Source organism: Brotaphodocola sp. (assembly GCF_983179755.1).
In genome coordinates this window covers 37,845-53,872 of the sequence record NZ_CFAHBC010000020.1, presented here as the reverse complement: position 1 = coordinate 53,872, position 16,028 = coordinate 37,845, and the positions used below count along the sequence as shown (strand labels likewise).

At 46.2% G+C, this 16,028-nt stretch carries 13 protein-coding genes, 4 tRNA genes and 1 pseudogene; 14 read left to right on the top strand and 4 right to left on the bottom strand.

What is annotated here, in order from left to right:
- Positions 1 to 78: 78 nt before the first annotated feature.
- The 5 genes from AC4EVX_RS08690 (at position 79) to AC4EVX_RS08670 (ending at position 2,241) form a co-directional block, all read left to right on the top strand.
- Positions 79 to 160: transfer RNA gene (locus AC4EVX_RS08690), tRNA-Tyr, on the top strand.
- Between the two features lie 31 nt (positions 161 to 191).
- Positions 192 to 265: transfer RNA gene (locus AC4EVX_RS08685), tRNA-Met, on the top strand.
- A gap of 6 nt (positions 266 to 271) precedes the next feature.
- Positions 272 to 344: transfer RNA gene (locus tag AC4EVX_RS08680), tRNA-Phe, on the top strand.
- Between the two features lie 3 nt (positions 345 to 347).
- Positions 348 to 420 (top strand) — tRNA-Lys (locus AC4EVX_RS08675).
- Between the two features lie 153 nt (positions 421 to 573).
- Positions 574 to 2,241: a hypothetical protein gene (locus tag AC4EVX_RS08670; RefSeq protein ID WP_177977782.1), complete on the top strand. Its 1,668-nt coding sequence runs from the start codon at positions 574 to 576 to the stop codon at positions 2,239 to 2,241.
- 270 nt (positions 2,242 to 2,511) lie between these two features.
- On the opposite strand, the gene AC4EVX_RS08665 is transcribed toward AC4EVX_RS08670, so the two are convergent.
- Positions 2,512 to 2,739, bottom strand: a complete 228-nt coding sequence (locus tag AC4EVX_RS08665; RefSeq protein ID WP_177977783.1) for a hypothetical protein — start codon at positions 2,737 to 2,739, stop codon at positions 2,512 to 2,514.
- 316 nt (positions 2,740 to 3,055) lie between these two features.
- On the opposite strand from AC4EVX_RS08665, the gene AC4EVX_RS08660 reads away from it, so the two are divergent.
- The 6 genes and pseudogenes from AC4EVX_RS08660 to rsmI all read left to right on the top strand — a co-directional run bounded on the left by AC4EVX_RS08660 (position 3,056) and on the right by rsmI (position 9,419).
- Positions 3,056 to 4,756: an aminotransferase class I/II-fold pyridoxal phosphate-dependent enzyme gene (locus AC4EVX_RS08660; RefSeq protein ID WP_490160000.1), complete on the top strand. Its 1,701-nt coding sequence runs from the start codon at positions 3,056 to 3,058 to the stop codon at positions 4,754 to 4,756.
- A gap of 90 nt (positions 4,757 to 4,846) precedes the next feature.
- Positions 4,847 to 5,428 carry a guanylate kinase gene (locus tag AC4EVX_RS08655; RefSeq protein WP_490159999.1) on the top strand — a complete coding sequence of 194 codons (582 nt, stop codon included), beginning with the start codon at positions 4,847 to 4,849 and terminating at the stop codon, positions 5,426 to 5,428.
- Between the two features lie 235 nt (positions 5,429 to 5,663).
- Complete coding sequence (holB, locus tag AC4EVX_RS08650; RefSeq protein WP_177977786.1) at positions 5,664 to 6,653, top strand: DNA polymerase III subunit delta'; 990 nt, start codon at positions 5,664 to 5,666, stop codon at positions 6,651 to 6,653.
- 38 nt (positions 6,654 to 6,691) lie between these two features.
- Positions 6,692 to 7,588, top strand: a pseudogene (locus AC4EVX_RS08645) (PSP1 domain-containing protein); the annotation flags it as partial.
- 4 nt (positions 7,589 to 7,592) lie between these two features.
- Positions 7,593 to 8,420, top strand: a complete 828-nt coding sequence (locus AC4EVX_RS08640) for a tRNA1(Val) (adenine(37)-N6)-methyltransferase (protein WP_490159998.1) — start codon at positions 7,593 to 7,595, stop codon at positions 8,418 to 8,420.
- A 99-nt stretch (positions 8,421 to 8,519) separates the two neighbouring features.
- Positions 8,520 to 9,419, top strand: a complete 900-nt coding sequence (rsmI, locus tag AC4EVX_RS08635; RefSeq protein ID WP_490159997.1) for a 16S rRNA (cytidine(1402)-2'-O)-methyltransferase — start codon at positions 8,520 to 8,522, stop codon at positions 9,417 to 9,419.
- Positions 9,420 to 9,622: 203 nt separating this feature from the next.
- Here rsmI and AC4EVX_RS08630 read toward each other — a convergent pair whose 3' ends face one another.
- Together AC4EVX_RS08630 and AC4EVX_RS08625 are read right to left on the bottom strand one after the other, a co-directional pair.
- A complete protein-coding gene (locus AC4EVX_RS08630; protein ID WP_177977789.1) occupies positions 9,623 to 10,201 on the bottom strand; it encodes a chromate transporter in 579 nt (192 codons plus the stop codon).
- 11 nt (positions 10,202 to 10,212) lie between these two features.
- Positions 10,213 to 10,824 carry a chromate transporter gene (locus AC4EVX_RS08625; protein WP_490159996.1) on the bottom strand — a complete coding sequence of 204 codons (612 nt, stop codon included), beginning with the start codon at positions 10,822 to 10,824 and terminating at the stop codon, positions 10,213 to 10,215.
- A gap of 251 nt (positions 10,825 to 11,075) precedes the next feature.
- Here AC4EVX_RS08625 and AC4EVX_RS08620 point away from each other — a divergent pair, with 251 nt between their 5' ends.
- Complete coding sequence (locus tag AC4EVX_RS08620) at positions 11,076 to 12,095, top strand: LysR substrate-binding domain-containing protein (protein WP_177977791.1); 1,020 nt, start codon at positions 11,076 to 11,078, stop codon at positions 12,093 to 12,095.
- Between the two features lie 114 nt (positions 12,096 to 12,209).
- Positions 12,210 to 13,337: an anaerobic sulfatase maturase gene (locus AC4EVX_RS08615; protein WP_177977792.1), complete on the top strand. Its 1,128-nt coding sequence runs from the start codon at positions 12,210 to 12,212 to the stop codon at positions 13,335 to 13,337.
- A gap of 9 nt (positions 13,338 to 13,346) precedes the next feature.
- On the opposite strand, the gene fsa is transcribed toward AC4EVX_RS08615, so the two are convergent.
- On the bottom strand, positions 13,347 to 14,000 hold the full coding sequence (fsa, locus tag AC4EVX_RS08610; protein WP_177977793.1) for a fructose-6-phosphate aldolase: 654 nt from the start codon (positions 13,998 to 14,000) through the stop codon (positions 13,347 to 13,349).
- Between the two features lie 263 nt (positions 14,001 to 14,263).
- Here fsa and AC4EVX_RS08605 point away from each other — a divergent pair, with 263 nt between their 5' ends.
- Positions 14,264 to 15,913 (top strand): ABC transporter substrate-binding protein, encoded by a 1,650-nt coding sequence (locus AC4EVX_RS08605; protein WP_490159995.1) that lies wholly within the window; start codon positions 14,264 to 14,266, stop codon positions 15,911 to 15,913.
- Positions 15,914 to 16,028: the final 115 nt, after the last annotated feature.

Here is a 16,028-nt window from a genome sequence, read left to right as displayed (position 1 = left end):
CTCAATTGGCAGAGCAGCTGATTTGTAATCAGCAGGTTATCGGTTCGAGTCCGATTATCGGCTTAGAGTATTAAATATGGGGGAATTCCCGAGTGGCCAAAGGGGACAGACTGTAAATCTGCTGGCTATGCCTTCAGTGGTTCGAATCCACTTTCCCCCACTCAACAATTGAATATTGTTGTCATTATTGTCGCGGGGTGGAGCAGTCTGGAAGCTCGTCGGGCTCATAACCCGAAGGTCATAGGTTCAAATCCTATCCCCGCAATTTTGTGCCTTGGTAGCTCAGTTGGTAGAGCAGAGGACTGAAAATCCTCGTGTCACTGGTTCGATTCCGGTCCAAGGCATATGGGCGTGTAGCTCAGTCGGTAGAGCACTTGACTTTTAATCAAGTTGTCCCGGGTTCGAATCCCGGCACGCTCAGTCGTATGGATGGCGGAAATCCTTGAAAAAGGGTTTCCGCCATTTTTGTCATTTGAATTTTATTATTTGGAAAGCGGTCAGATAGTTAAGATGGTCAAATTGATTGTCAAATTAAGCGGAATCTGATAAGATGAAAGAATGAGGAAAACGCCTATGAGAAATCAGAGTGAACCAGAAAAAGCGGTGTGGCTGATTGAGTTTGAAAATCTTTATATTGTGACATACCAGAAACTTTATCGTCATGCAAAGCTGATTTTTAATCAAGAGGAAAAGATAAGAGAACTCTTGATTTTGACCTATATGGAAGCCTATCAGCGGGGAGAACAGCTTCAGAAAGAGAAATCGCCGATTGACTGGCTGATCAAACGGGAAGACTTTCTCGCGGAGACAAAATTAGATGCAAGCCGGGAGATGCTTGAGGCATCTCATGCAGAGGAAAAGATGCAGTCAAAGGAGGCACAAAAGGAGCGTTTCTCCAATTTGGATGAGACATCTCTTCTGCTGGAAATTGAGGACCGACTTGGAATTGTGGATGACCAGGAGATTCCGGAACGTGTGAGCGCAAGGAAGACTGCGGTGCAGGGAGTTTTCTCTGTCGCCCTCTTTCTTGTGTCGATGGGGATTCTTGCGGTTGGAATTTGGAAAGTGAAACATCAGATCGATGTGCTTCAAGCACCGTTTGAGCGAAAAATCAAGATGGAGTCGGAGAGTGAAGAGACGGAGGACGAAAAGAAGGAGAACTGCATTCAGGTGGGAGCGAAGGCAGTCTATCTGTCCGACAATGGTCAGGTACTCTACTCGCTTCCATTGGAGGAATCTGAGTTTGCAGATTCCGATCCGAGCAATCCGGAGATACAGACTCATGATGGGTGGACCTACTATCTGCCGTGTCAGGAGAGAGAGGACAGTGAACTCAAAAATGTTTGGAGTGAGCTGGATCATACTCTGTATCGGGTAAGTGGAAATGCAGATATGATGGATGAGATTGAGATCATCGCAAGGGATGTCGACAATTATTCGTTCTGGGAAGATGGAATCTATGTTTCCCAGTATGACCGGATTCAGAGGATTGGGGAGAGGGAGACTTTTGAAAAGAAGACCTGCGGATTTTACGCGATAGCAGACGGCGATGATATCATGCTTTATGATATGCTCGGACGAACGCTTCAGACGCAGGAGGATGGAAGTCTGCCTTATGAGGATCGTTTTTTTGTCATGGATGGAAATCGCATCGCAGAGTGCAATCCGGCTCAGCGCGAATATGCAGGAATCTCATATTTCCTGAGTGAAAATGGAGATGGAGAATCTGCGATCTATAAGGAGGAAGCTGGGGAGGAGAGTCTTTTTCTTGAACAGGGAAAAGGAATCGACAGCTTCTGCATTGCGGATGGGCAGATATATTACAGTGTTTTCGTGCGAAAGAGAGATGGAATCCAGTACAGTGAGCTTTATCGCAGACCGCTTGCAAATGTCGGGGAGACGGTAATGATCGGGGAAAGGTTCAAGGGAAGAATCACGGAAATGTCTTATTCGGAATCGGCGGGAGAGATCTATGCGTCTTACAGGCCGAAGAGCTGGGTAAGCAATCGGGGGATCATTGCGGTGATTTCGCCGGCGGGACAGATCAGTTATCTGAATGATGAGGAGCTTCGGAAGCAGGTGGAGACGACGGGAAATGATGATCTGCAATTTGTGATGGAGCAGGATGGAGAAGTCTACTGTTATTGGACGGATAACAACTGGAAACGAGGAAGAGAGCCGGAGCCGATCTGGAGGAAGGTGCTTGTGATTCCGGATAAGGATCGGACGTTTGTGGAGTAAAAAAGGATTACTAACGTATTATTGGAGTAATGTTAAAGTAGTACTTTGGTGATTAATACGGGAGAAATACTAGAAAGAATAAAACAAGAAAAAAATAATAAAAATAGATAGCGCCTACGACAGAATAAGTCCTGCACGGGTTTGCAGTGACTTTTCTACCTCCGGCGCTTTTTCGATCTACTCCTAAATAAAAGTATTTTTTGTGAATCTGATAGAGTTTTTTTTATAATTTTTTCGAGATTTTTGTGTAGACGAGATCCGTATTTAAATTTACTCATCGAATTCTACGATCACATAGAAACCGCGGGAATTCTCGCGGATGTCTTTCACAATCCCTTCTCTGGACTTCAGGCGGTCACGGTTCTTGTAACAGCCGGACATAGCAACCGCAGGCTCAATGATATAGCTGTAATTGAAGCCCTCGCGTTCGATAACTTCTACCTTGTCTCCGATGTTGACGAGTCCCTGACGCTCCATTTTAAATTCCATTTCACGCAATGCAATCATCTCCTTAAATGATAAGATCATGGTTTGAATTCAAGAAATAAATTCCAATAAAATTTTTAATAAAAATCCCAAAATATTATAGTAAAAAGGTGGTGGAATGTAAAGCCGTTCTGTGCTAAAATAAAATGCACTTTTGAGGTTATATTATTGTATACAGGTAGGAAGTTTCTGAACGGAAAATTCTGGGTGATACCGTAAAGATAACCATGTGATCGGAGTTGTATAAAAAGTTTCACTCTTCTTAAAAAATAGGAATTTTGAGAAATGAAAATAGAATGAGTGAAAAAAAGGGAAAAATAAAAAAATTATGAGAAAAGAAGATCTTTTGATTTCCCGTCTCAAGCGTTATGCCAAGTCGGATGCATGTCCGTTTCATATGCCGGGACATAAGCGCCAGAGCGAGGATGGAATGAGAGCGGAATTTCCGAATCCGTTTGCGATTGATATCACGGAGATTGACGGGTTTGATAATCTTCATCACCCGGAGGGAATTCTAAGAGAGTCGATGGAATGGGCATCCGGGGTGTATAAGACAGCAAAGACCTGGTATCTGGTGAATGGAAGCAGTTGCGGGATTTTGAGTGCGGTGAGCGCATGTGTTCATCCGGGTGGACGGATTCTTATCAGCAGAAATTGCCACAAATCGGCTTACCATGGCGTTATCCTCAATCAGTTGAAAACAGACTATGTGTATCCACAAATCCTTTCTGGATTGTGGATACAGGGTGGAATCCTCGCGGATGATGTGGAAAAGATGCTTAAAAAAAATTCGGATACCGAGGCGGTCCTGATTGTCTCTCCGACGTATGATGGGATGGTGTCGGATGTGCAGGCGATTGCGGATGTTGTGCATCGATATGGGCTTCCGTTGATCGTGGATGAGGCGCACGGGGCGCATTTTTCGTTTGGAGGAGAGGAATTTCCGGCTTCTGCGATTGACTGTGGAGCGGATCTTGTAATTCAGAGTTTGCATAAAACATTGCCGTCGCTGACCCAGACTGCGGTGCTTCACCTGACGAGAGAGGGCGAAAAGAGGGTCGATCTCGGAAGGCTTGAGCGTTATCTTCAGATTTATCAGACGAGCAGTCCGTCCTATGTGATGATGGCGTCGATTGAGAGTTGCATCTATGAGATGGAGCAGAGCGGAAGAAAGCAGATGGATGATTTTTCAAGGCGTCTGAGATGCGTTTACAGCCGCTTAGAGCACCTTAAACATTTGAAACCGGTATTGGTCTGCAAACTGCGCAAAAATGGCGTAGAAGGTCGCAGAGAAGGGCAAAAAGCGGAAAGTACGGAGTGTGGCGCGAATGGGAGGAGTTGTTCTCTAAAATCAAGAGCCGGCATTTATGATATGGACCCTGCGAAGATTGTGGTTTCCTGCGGGGGCTGTGTAAAGATTGCGGAAAATACGTTTGAGAATGAAGCGCAGGATTGCGCACAGAGAAGATGTGGAGAAGATGAAAGTCAGAAGATCGAGAAGCGTGTGAGTCGCGAGAAGATGACAGGAGAGATTCTCGGAGACTGGTTGCGAAAAGAGTACAACATTGAAATGGAAATGTGCGGGGCAGATTATGTCGTGGCAATTACAACGTTTTCGGATTCTATGGAAAATCTGGATCGGTTGTGCACGGCGTTTGAGGAGATCGATCGAAAGATTGAGATAACTTGTTCTGAATTTGAGGAAAAGGAAAGTGAGAGCGCAGATCAGAAGGAGATGGAACTCGGAGCAGAGTTTGATCTTCGGAAAAAATGGGAACTTCCGGAAATCTGTATGACACCTGCAAAAGCGGTTGATGCGCCGTGGGAAGAATTGCCACTTGAAGTCTGTGAGGAGAGAATTTCCGGGGAGTTTGTCTATCTCTATCCTCCGGGAATTCCGATCATTGCGCCGGGAGAAAAAATCAAGAGAGAGATGCTTCAGCAGATTTTTTACTATAAAAAAATTGGACTTCCGGTTCAGGGCATGGCGGATAAAGAGGCGAATATTCTGCGCGTCTGTGCAGAGTAGAAGACGTTGATAAAAAACGAGAGTATCTGTGAACATTAGGAGTACCTGTGAAGAAAAAATAGAGAAAATGCAAGATAGAGAGGATGCAAAATGGGAAAGATCTATTATTTGATGGGAAAAAGCGCATCGGGAAAAGATACCATTTATAGAGAACTTTTGAAAAAATGTCCACGACTGCGCAGAGTTGTTCTGTATACAACGCGACCGATGCGGGATGGCGAGTGCGAGGGCAGAGAGTATTATTTTGCAAATCCAAAGACTCTGGAAACATTTGAGAAACAGGGAAAAATCATTGAGATGAGAACGTATCAGACAGTCTGTGGACCGTGGAGTTATGCGACGGTCGATGACGGACGAATCTGTCTGGAGGAAGCAGATTATCTGGCGATTGGCACGCTGGAATCCTACGAGAAACTGAGGGAGTATTACGGGGAAGATGTGGTAAAACCTCTTTATGTGACGGTCGATGATGGAGCTCGTCTCGAACGTGCACTTGCGAGAGAAAAAACACAGAAGAAACCGAATTATGCGGAACTTTGCAGACGTTTTCTTGCAGATGAGGAGGATTTTGCACAGGAGAAGCTGGAGCGATTGGGGATTCAGTCTTCTTTTGTGAATGAGACTCTGGATAAATGCGTGGATGAGATTCTGAGTGCAATTCAGAATGGTTAATTGTCTGAATGAGGTTTGAACAGTAACGCCGAAAGAAAAAACTAGAATACAGAGATACAGAAATTTTGATAAAACCATATATTTGTGCTACAATATTTTTTAATTGAAACAAGCAATAAATAGATTTCACTCAGAACGTATGAAGAAAGATTGGACCGTGCATGGATGGTGATGCATGAGGAATAGGGATCGAGAGAGTGCGTTTTGAACAGATAAAGACTGGGAGGTGCGTGCCATGAAGACATTTCGGGAAATTATCGGACATGAACAGATCAAGGATCATATGCAGACTGCGGTAAGGAATCATAAGGTATCTCATGCCTACATTCTTTCAGGGGAAGCCGGAATGGGAAAAAAGACTCTGGCAGAAGCGTTTGCGATGACACTTCTGTGTGAGCAGGATGGCATAGAGCCATGTATGGAATGCCATGCCTGCAAACAGGTTTTGAGCGGAAGTCACCCGGATCTGGTCTATGTGACACATGAGAAGCCGAATACAATTGGTGTGGAGGATATTCGTACTCAGATCAATGATACAATCATGGTGCGCCCTTACAGCAGTTATTATAAGATTTATATTGTGGATGAGGCAGAGAAGATGACTCAGCAGGCACAGAATGCTCTGCTCAAGACGATTGAGGAACCGCCGGCTTATGCAGTGATTCTTCTGTTGACGACGAATGTGGATGCCTTTCTTCCGACGATTTTGTCGCGCTGTGTTCAGTTGAAATTAAAACCGCTCCGTGATTACATGGTGAAAAATTATCTGACGGAGCAGTTGCATGTGCAGGAGGCAGATGCAGAGATCTATTCGGCATTTGCGAGAGGAAATCTCGGCAAAGCGATTTCTCTGGCATCCTCGGAAGATTTCAAGCATCTTCATCAGGAGATTCTCGGTCTGCTTCGCCACGTAAAACAGGCAGATATTTCCGAACTTCTCGATGAGATTCGCAAGATGAAGGAGGATGGTCTGGATATTTACGAATGTCTGGATTTCATTCAGCTGTGGTATCGAGATATTCTGCTGTACAAGGTCACAAAAGATATTAATCAGCTGATTTTTAAAGAAGAATTCCGCACGGTAAATGAGATCAGCCAGAACAGCGGTTATGATGGAATTGAGCAGATTCTGGAGGCCGTGGACAAGGCGAGGGTGCGTCTCGATGCAAATGTCAATATGGAGCTGGCGATGGAACTGCTTCTGCTGACGATGAAGGAAAATTAAGAAATTAAGGGAGATAATTGAAGGAGATAGAAGAGTCAATGACGAGAGTAATTGGTGTCAGATTTCGTGAGGCGGGAAAAATCTATTATTTTTCTCCGGGCAAATTGGAGATTAAGGCTGGAGAACATGTAATTGTGGAGACCGCCCGAGGAATTGAGTTTGGATTTGTTGTACTGGGAAGCCGGGATGTGGACGACAGCAAGGTAGTACAGCCGTTGAAGACAGTGATTCGCATGGCAAATAAGGATGATGAGGCAAGAGAAGAAAATAATAAAGTCAAAGAGAAAGAGGCGTTCCGGATCTGCAAGGAAAAAATTCGCAAGCACGGTCTTGAGATGAAGCTGATCGATGTGGAGTATACGTTTGACAATAACAAGATTCTGTTTTATTTCACGGCAGATGGAAGAATTGATTTCCGTGAGCTGGTTAAGGATCTGGCGAGCGTCTTTAAGACGAGAATCGAACTGCGCCAGGTCGGAGTTCGCGATGAGACAAAGATCGTCGGCGGAGTCGGTATCTGTGGTCGTGCGCTCTGCTGTCACTCCTATTTGTCTGACTTTATTCCAGTGTCGATCAAGATGGCAAAGGAACAGAATCTTTCCCTGAATCCCTCAAAGATTTCGGGTGTCTGCGGTCGTCTGATGTGCTGTCTGAAAAACGAGGAGGAGACTTACGAGTACTTGAACAGCAAGCTCCCGGGAATCGGAGACTATGTGACGACAGATGATGGTCTCAAGGGAGAAGTGCAGAGTGTCAACGTGCTTCGCCAGATCGTCAAGGTTATCGTCATGGTGGAGCGAGATGAGAAAGAGATTCGCGAGTATAAGGTAGAACAGCTGAAATTCCGTCCGCGTCGAAGAAAAGGAAAAGTCGATGTGGAAGATGCAGAATTAAAGAAACTTGAGGCATTGGAAAAGCGGGAAGGAAAACCGAAGAGTAATGGAAAGAGAGAGTCAGAAAAGTCTGATCGATCAGAGAGACAGGAAAAATCCGAACGGACAGAGAAATCAAAACAATAATAATTTGAAGTGTGACGCAGAGTGTCAGGAAGATGAGCGAATCGATGATCTCCAGCGAAACGGCTATCGAATTATTCAGAAGAAAAACGGATTTTGCTTTGGCATGGATGCTGTTCTTTTATCGGGTTTTGCGCAAGTCAAACCGGGAGGTTGTGCGATTGATCTCGGAACGGGGACAGGCATTATCCCGATTCTGATGAATGCGAAGACACAGGGAGAACATTTCACCGGTCTTGAGATTCAGGAAGAGATGGCAGAGATGGCACAGCGCAGTGTGAATCTCAATGGACTTCAGGATCGGGTTTCGATTGTGAAGGGAGACATCAAGGAGGCCAGCCGAATTTTTGGAAAGGCTTCTTTCGATGTGGTGACTTCCAATCCGCCTTACATGAATGACACGCACGGACTCAAGAATCCGGATCTGCCGAAGGCGATTGCCCGCCACGAGGTGCTCTGTACGCTCGAGGATGTTGTGCGTGAGGCGAGTGCGCTTCTCAAGTCGGGCGGTCATTTTTACATGGTTCATCGTCCGCGCAGACTCACGGAGATGATCACGCTTCTGCACGATTATCGCTTAGAGCCGAAGAGAATTAAGTTTGTGCATCCGTTTATCGATAAGGAGGCAAACATGGTTTTGATCGAGGCAGTGCGCGGAGGCGGTGCAATGATGAATATAGAGCCACCGATTATTGTATACAAAAGCCAGGGCATGTATACGGATGAGATTTATACGATTTATGGATACTAGAAATATGAATTGATACAGGGTATACGAGTCGATATGATAGAATACAAAACGAATAAAGCATGAATCTGGAGCGATAGTAGATGAAGATAAAAAAAGATCATGCGTGAACTGAGAGAGAAGGGAGACGAGGGCATGGAAGAAAACGCAGTCGGAAAGCTGTATCTGTGTGCCACACCGATCGGAAATCTGGATGATATTACCCTGCGTGTATTAAAGACGCTTCAGGAAGTGGATTTGATTGCGGCGGAAGATACCCGCCACAGCATCAAACTGCTGAATCATTTTGAGATCAAGACTCCGATGACGAGTTATCATGAATACAACAAGGTGGACAAGGCTCGTTATCTTGTGGAGCAGATGAAGAAAGGTGTGAACGTTGCAGTCATCACAGATGCGGGAACACCGGGTATTTCTGATCCGGGAGAGGAGCTGGTGCGCCAGTGCTATGAGGCGGGAATCTCTGTGACCTCACTTCCGGGACCGGCTGCCTGCATCACCGCGCTCACGATGTCGGGTCAGCTGACGAGACGTTTCTGTTTTGAGGCATTTCTTCCAGTCGATAAGAAGGAGCGCCAGTGGGTGCTTGAGGAGCTGAAACAGGAGACGCGAACGATGATTATCTATGAGGCGCCACATCACCTTGTCCGCACACTCGAGGAGCTTGCCGGAGTGCTTGGTGCAGATCGCAAGCTGACGCTTTGCCGGGAGCTTACGAAAAAGTACGAGGAAGGATTCCGGAGCACGTTTGCGGGGCTTTTGGAGCGCTTTGAGACCGAAGAACCGAAGGGCGAGTGCGTGCTTGTCATTGCGGGACGCAGTTTTGATGAGATCCAGAAGGAGCAGCAGAAATCATGGGAAGAGATGTCGATTGAGGAGCATATGGATCTCTACCTGAATCAGGGGATCGATCGCAAGGAAGCGATGAAGCGCGTCGCAAAAGACCGTGGAATCCCGAAACGAGATGTCTACCGCTATCTGACAGATGTCAAGGAAGAGTAATTCATTCAAAAAGTGATTGATTCAATAAAAAGAAAAATAATTGATTCAAAAAAGAAAAGATTTAGAAAAAAATTTTCAAAAGAAAACCAGAGAGAATTTCCGAAAATGGAAAACCTCTCTGGTTTTTGCCGTTTTATAGATTTTATTTTATCATCCCTTGATGAGATTGATATATATCTGATCGGGAATAGGGACCGATATTTTTAAATCGGAAGCCACGAGAGTACGAGCTGGTAAAGCACTTCAGCGAAGCCACAGGAGACCATGACCTTGATGGGGTCGATCTTGACTTTTCGCAGGCAGACCATTGCGACTGCAAAGTAGATCAGATAGCGGATTTGCAGGTTTCCGTTCGTGAGGTGAATCGTTCCGTCTCCGAAGAACGTCGGGACGAGAATCGTGATTCCGGCGGTCAGGATCATGGCGACGACAGCCGGGCGAAGCGATTCGAGGATTCCTTTCATCAGGCGAAGATTGCGGTATTTCGCGTAGAGCTTTGCGAGGATCGTGACAAAGATGCAGGACGGGAGAATACAGCCGATCGTTGCGACGATTGCTCCCGGAATTCCGGCAACCTGATTGCCAACGAATGTTGAGGAATTGACGGCGATCGGTCCTGGTGTCATCTCTGCGATTGTGATCAGGTTTGTGAAATCATTTAAAGTCAGCCAGTGGTATTTCTCAATGACCTGAGCCTGAATCAACGGCATGGCGGCATATCCTCCACCGAAACTGAATGCGCCGATTTGCAGGAAGGCGAGAAAAAGTTGAAAGTAAATCATAGGACACTCCTTTATATTTCGTTGGAATCAGAAGCTGCTTCTTTCTTGGCGGAGACGACGGTTCTGATTGCTCCGATCAGGGCAGTGAGCAGAATGATCAGGATTACATTGATCTTGAAATAGTAGTTAGCAAGAAAAGCTGCAATCATAATCATAATCAGGATCGGGGAACGAAGTTTTGCGACACCGCGTCCCATGTCGTAGACAACGGAGATAATGACTGCGCCGACACCGGCTCTCATTCCGCTCAGCATATTCTGAATAAAGAAGTTTTCTTTAAATGCTGTGTAGAATGCGGAGATTGCAGTGATGATCACAAACGGTGGGAGGATCGCTCCGAGGATTGCACAGAAAATTCCGGGCATTCCCGCGAGCTTGTATCCGACGACGATCGCTCCGTTGACGGCAATTGCACCCGGAGAAGACTGTGCGATTGCGATCAGATCGAGCATCTCATTTTCATCGATCCAGTGAAGCTCATCCACGAATTTTGTTTTCAGAAGGCTGACGATGACGTATCCTCCTCCGAAGGTGAATGTGCTCAAATAGAGTGTGGAGAAGAAAAGTTTTTTCAGAATGGCGCGCTTGTCCTGCGCCGTTTTTTCATTTTCCATAGAACTCATAGAACTTGTTGGCTCCTTTCAAGAGTATTTTGTTCTCAGCATTTTTTGAAAGAGGGGAAATCATTCCGATATTTACTATATCACTGAAACGCTTATATGAAAAATAATATAATCATATGAAAATCATATGGAAACTCATATAATATGAGTTATAATAAAAATAAACATTTGCTCTAAACAGAACTTGTTTCCGAGTGGTTTTTATGTTTTTTTCAATTTGAGAGGGGATTGAGAGGGGGACGGACAGAGACATGACAATACGGCATATGCGGATTTTTCTGGCGGTGACGGAAAATGGAAACAACCTGACGCGGACGGCAAATCAGCTTTATATGGCACAGCCGGCGGTGACGGTTGCAATTCAGGAACTTGAGCAGTATTACGGGGTCAATCTCTTTGATCGTCTCGGGAAACGACTCTATTTGACGGAAGCGGGCAAACAGTTTCGAGAGTATGTTGTGCGCATTCTTGGTCTCTTTGACGACATGGAGGAAGGAATGAAAAGCTGGGGAAGCCGTGGAGTTCTCAGAGTCGGGAGCAGTATCACGATCGGTTCGCAATTTATGCCGGGCTATGTTGAGGAGTATGCGAAGACTCACCCGAATATCGACACGCAGGTGCTGATCGGACCGTCAGACCGGATTGAGAAAAAAATCCTGAACAATGAGCTGGACATTGCGCTCGTCGAGAGCCCGGTGCATGAAAGTCATCTGATTGCGGAGCAGTACATGGAGGATTATCTCGTGATTATTGCGCCGGGAAATTCCAAAGAACGAGACTTGTATAATTCGTTCTGTGAGGATCAGCGGGAGACGCAGAGACAGGAGGCATCTGCCAAACAGCAGGAAAGACCGGATGAGATTCAGGATGAATCTCCGAAAGAAATTCAGGAGATGACAGTCGAGGAATTTGCGTCCCAGAGATTGCTTCTCAGGGAACCGGGGAGTGGGACGAGGGAGTCAATTGAGAAAGTTCTGGAACCTTTTTCGATCCAATTAAAAACCTCGTGGGAGGCGACGAGCACGACTGCTCTGGTCAATGCGGTGATCTCCGGACTTGGAATTTCAATTGTTCCGCGCCGGATGGTGGAAGCACCGTTGAGAAGCGGACAAATCCGCGAGATTCATGTGCAGGGATTGGAATTTCAGCGCTATTTTTATATGGTCTATCACAGAGACAAACTTTTGACCGCACCGATTCGTGACTTTATGGAGCTTTGCAGAAATTATGAGAGTCTGCATCCTCAGCCGAGATATAGCGGATTGTTTTGAACACAGCGGATGACAGAATGGGAAAAGTGTGAGGAAATGGTGGAAAACTGTGTGTGAGATGTGGAGAAAGCGGAAAGCGCCGGGGAGTGAGGACGGAGAAGAAGGGGAAAAATTATGCCGATTTTAAATTTATTGATCAAGCCTGCGTCAGGCAGTTGCAATATGAGATGTCGTTACTGCTTTTATGCGGATGAGGGGAAGAACAGGGAGCAGGCGACCTACGGAATCATGAGCGAGGAGACGATGCATGCGATGGTCGACCGTGCGATGAAATTTGCGGATCGGGAATGCATGATGATGTTTCAGGGAGGAGAGCCGACGCTTGCGGGGCTTTCCTTTTTTCGGTCGCTCGTCGAGTATTTGAGCGCGCATCCGAATCCGAAAAACATCCGTGTGCGCTATGCGATTCAGACGAACGGATATGTGATTGATGAGGAGTGGGCAGCATTTCTGGCAAAGCATCGTTTTCTTGTCGGAATCTCGCTTGACGGCGGAAAAGAGGTTCACGATCGGTATCGCGTTGATGCGCAGGGAAAGGGAACGTACAACCGTGTGATGAGCACAATTCGCCTTCTCGAGAAATACCGGGTAGAGTACAATATTCTGACTGTCGTGACGGCGACAACGGCGCGAAGTGGACGGAAGATTTATGAGTTTTTCAAGAAAAATGGATTTGGCTGGCAACAGTATATCGAGTGCCTTGACCCGATCGGGGAGATTCCGGGAAATCAGGAATTTTCGCTGACCCCTCAGAGACTTGAACAGTTTTTGAAGGATGTGTTTGACGCATGGTATCTCGACTGGAAATCCGGTCGCTATGTCTACAATCGATATTTTGAGAACCTGCTGATGATTCTGAACCGACAGATGCCGGAGAATTGCAGTATGCGTGGAACCTGCGGAAAACAGTGGGTTGTTGAGGCGGATGGAAGCGTCTATCCGTGCGATTTTTATGCGCTTGATGAGTGGAAACTTGGAAATCTGAATACGGATGATTTTGAGCAGATGGACAAGATGAGAGAGACACTCGGATTTATAAAATGGTCGGAGCAGGTACCGGACGAATGCCGAACCTGCTCCTGGTATGGTCTGTGCCGAAATGGTTGCCGGAGAAACCGCGAACCGGTCACTGCACAGAGCACAAATGTCAATTATTTTTGCAGCGCGTACAAACACTTTTTTGAGTATGCCTATCCGCGTTTGTTCGAGATCTGGAGGACATCTGTGTCCGGGAGACGATAAAAAGATTTTTTACTCTCCGAATACTTTGCGGTAGTCGTCCTGAAATTTGCGGATTCCCTCGTCGGTCAGCGGATGATGAATCATCTGGAGCAGAACCTTATAAGGAACGGTTGCAATGTCGGCGCCAGCCTTTGCACAGTCGATCACATGGATCGGGTTGCGGATGCTTGCGGCGATGATCTGGGTCTCGATTCCGTGCATCTGGAAGATTTCGGTGATGTCCTCAATCAGGGAGATTCCCGGAGTGGAGATGTCGTCGAGACGGCCAAGAAACGGCGATACATAGTCAGCGCCGGCGCGGGCGGCAAGGAGTGCCTGAGCTGGTGAGAAGATCAGGGTGACATTCGTCTTGATTCCCTCTTTGTGAAGTACCTTTACGGCTTTTAATCCCTCAGCGGTCATCGGAATCTTGACGACCATGTTCGGATGGATCGAGGCGATCTCACGAGCTTCAGCGATCATACCCTCGGCATCCACGGTTGTTGCCTTGACCTCTCCGCTGATCGGACCGTCGACGATCGAGGTGATTTCCTGAATCACCTGTTTGAAATCGCGTCCCTCTTTTGCGATCAGGGATGGATTTGTGGTGACACCACTGATGATTCCCATGTCGTTTGCCTTGCGGATATCGTCTACATTTGCTGTATCAATGAAAAAAATCATAGTTCTTCTCCTCTCTTTGTATTATCTGAAAATTCTCTGTTTCTTTTATTATAGTATCGCACAATCAAATCGTCAAACGAAAAACAGCTGACAAACAGAAGTGAAAATAGGAAATTCTGAGTGCTAGATATAGATAAAATCTATAACTAACTATTAAAATCGTGAATTTGACATTCTATGTAAAATTTATTATGATAAATGCACAATTTGTATAAGTATAAGTATAAGTATAAGTTATAGGAAAATAGAGGGAGAAAACTATTATGAAAAAGAAATTGATGACAGCACTCCTTTCCGCAGGAGTGGCAACTCTGGCGTTGAGTGGATGTGGTGGCTCCTCTTCTGACAGCGCAAACACAGCTGACCAGAAAGATGCAGGCACCGCACAGGAATCTGGAAGCACCGCAGGTAGCGAGGGTGCAAAGAAAGTTCTGAAATTTGGACAGGCAAATGCAGGTGAGGGTCTGGATATGCAGACTTCCACGAACTCAAGATCTGCTTCGATTGCAGACGAGGTGACTGAGAGCCTTCTGCGTTTCGATGATGACAACAACGAGGAGCCGGTTCTTCTGACCGATTTCCCGACGGTTTCCGATGATGGTCTTGTATATACGTTCGAGCTGAAGCAGGGCGTTCATTTCACGAACGGAACTGAGCTTACGAGTAAGGATGTCAAGTTCACATTTGAGCGTATGTTCAACCCGGCAACCGCTGCAAAGAGCACCGCATATTTCAACATGATCAAGGGCGCAAAGGACATGCTCGACGGAAATGCAACGGAGCTGGCTGGATTTGAGATCGTGGATGATTACCACTTCACAATCACTCTGGACTATGCATTTGCTCCGTTCGTAAAGAACCTCGGTACTTCCTACGCAGATATCTTCCCGGAGGATGCATGCACAGAGGCAGGCGAAAACTGGGGACTCGGAACAAACCTGATCGGTACCGGTCCGTACAAGATTCAGGAGAATGATGACACGACGAAGGTGATTCTTGTGAAAAACGAGGATTACCATGGCGGAGATGTCAACCTTGATGAGTTGCAGATTCTGTTTTACGATGATGACCAGACAAAGCTGATCGCATACGAGAACGGTGATATCGATCTGGCAGACTTAAATGCAAGCCTGCTGAGCCAGTACAAGGATAAGTACGCAGATGAGATCACTGCATATTATCCGCTGGGAACTTCCTTCATTTCCATGAACCTCAAGGATGCTTACTTAAGCGATGTGAATGTCAGAAAGGCGATCTCTCTGGCAATCAACCGTGAGGAGCTTGTCGATGCAGTGCTCAACGGCGCAGGCATTCCGGCAACTTCCTACCTGAACAACGGAATTCCGGGACATGATGATTCCCTCTCTGTTTATGAGTATGATCCGGAGGCTGCAAAGCAGTTGCTTGCAGATGCAGGCTATGGTGACGGCATCACGATTTCTTCCGAGGTTCGTCAGGCAGATCAGGCTGTCTACTCTGCAATTCAGGGATACCTTGCAGAGGTTGGAATCACCCTTGATCTGACGGTTGTAGATAATGCAACTTACAACTCTGACAGAACAGCAGGAAAGATTCCGCTGACCGGTTCTACCTGGAATGCTCTGTATCCGGATGGAGATTTCCAGATGTACAACTATTTCTACTCCAGCAAGTCCAATGCACAGGGTGTCTTCTATGACAACGCAGATTTTGATAAGCTGTTAGATGATGCAAGAAAGTCTACAAACGAGGATGAGCGCGCTGACCTGTACAAGCAGGCAGATTCGATTCTCTCTCAGGAAGATTATGCATGCATCCCGCTCTACTATCCGCAGAGCCAGTTCATCGCAAAGCCGTATGTCAAGGACTTCAAGGTCGGCAACCTGATTTACCACTTCTGGAATGTGGATGTTGATCCGTCTGCACAGAACTAAGTAACTGAGCAAATTATTTTGAAATCAAGTCGATAATTGCAAGGACTTGGTGCGTGATTCTGAGTTATATGAAGTTATACAAATTGATGAGTAATTAGTTGATGAGTATACAGCC

Excerpts from the sequence above, each read along its gene's own strand:
- AC4EVX_RS08670 (WP_177977782.1), top strand. The coding sequence starts at position 574 with ATGAGAAATCAGAGTGAACCAGAAAAAGCGGTGTGGCTGATTGAGTTT.
- AC4EVX_RS08660 (WP_490160000.1), top strand. The coding sequence starts at position 3,056 with ATGAGAAAAGAAGATCTTTTGATTTCCCGTCTCAAGCGTTATGCCAAG.
- AC4EVX_RS08655 (WP_490159999.1), top strand. The coding sequence starts at position 4,847 with ATGGGAAAGATCTATTATTTGATGGGAAAAAGCGCATCGGGAAAAGAT.
- holB (WP_177977786.1), top strand. The coding sequence starts at position 5,664 with ATGAAGACATTTCGGGAAATTATCGGACATGAACAGATCAAGGATCAT.
- AC4EVX_RS08640 (WP_490159998.1), top strand. The coding sequence starts at position 7,593 with ATGGAAAGAGAGAGTCAGAAAAGTCTGATCGATCAGAGAGACAGGAAA.
- rsmI (WP_490159997.1), top strand. The coding sequence starts at position 8,520 with ATGCGTGAACTGAGAGAGAAGGGAGACGAGGGCATGGAAGAAAACGCA.
- AC4EVX_RS08630 (WP_177977789.1), bottom strand. The coding sequence starts at position 10,201 with ATGATTTACTTTCAACTTTTTCTCGCCTTCCTGCAAATCGGCGCATTC.
- AC4EVX_RS08625 (WP_490159996.1), bottom strand. The coding sequence starts at position 10,824 with ATGAGTTCTATGGAAAATGAAAAAACGGCGCAGGACAAGCGCGCCATT.
- AC4EVX_RS08620 (WP_177977791.1), top strand. The coding sequence starts at position 11,076 with ATGACAATACGGCATATGCGGATTTTTCTGGCGGTGACGGAAAATGGA.
- AC4EVX_RS08615 (WP_177977792.1), top strand. The coding sequence starts at position 12,210 with ATGCCGATTTTAAATTTATTGATCAAGCCTGCGTCAGGCAGTTGCAAT.
- fsa (WP_177977793.1), bottom strand. The coding sequence starts at position 14,000 with ATGATTTTTTTCATTGATACAGCAAATGTAGACGATATCCGCAAGGCA.
- AC4EVX_RS08605 (WP_490159995.1), top strand. The coding sequence starts at position 14,264 with ATGAAAAAGAAATTGATGACAGCACTCCTTTCCGCAGGAGTGGCAACT.